General features: G+C 48.5%; 1 protein-coding gene. It reads right to left on the bottom strand.

The features are described 5' to 3' along the window. Positions 1-202, bottom strand: a 202-nt coding sequence (locus tag AB4512_RS22395; protein ID WP_372175739.1) for a hypothetical protein, incomplete at both ends; no start/stop codon positions are given.

Raw genomic sequence — 202 nt, 5'->3', positions numbered from 1 at the left:
CAACGAATTGATTCCAAATTAGCGAATAAAGCTTGTGTGCGTCTGCATCTACGCCGTTTAGGTCTTCCGACTTAACATCTACACTTGAAGGACGAATCGCTTCGTGGGCCTCTTGAGCGCCCTCTTTGCTGCCGTATACAAGTGCTTTAGGTGGAAGGTATTGCGAGCCGTACTCAGAACCAATGTATTCACGAGCGGCTTC

The sequence above is a fragment of the Vibrio sp. 10N.222.52.B7 genome, assembly GCF_041474275.1.
In the GTDB taxonomy this organism is placed as follows: domain Bacteria; phylum Pseudomonadota; class Gammaproteobacteria; order Enterobacterales; family Vibrionaceae; genus Vibrio; species Vibrio crassostreae_C.
The sequence above is the reverse complement of the archived record's forward strand: the minus strand, read 5'-3'. Positions and strand labels throughout refer to the sequence as shown.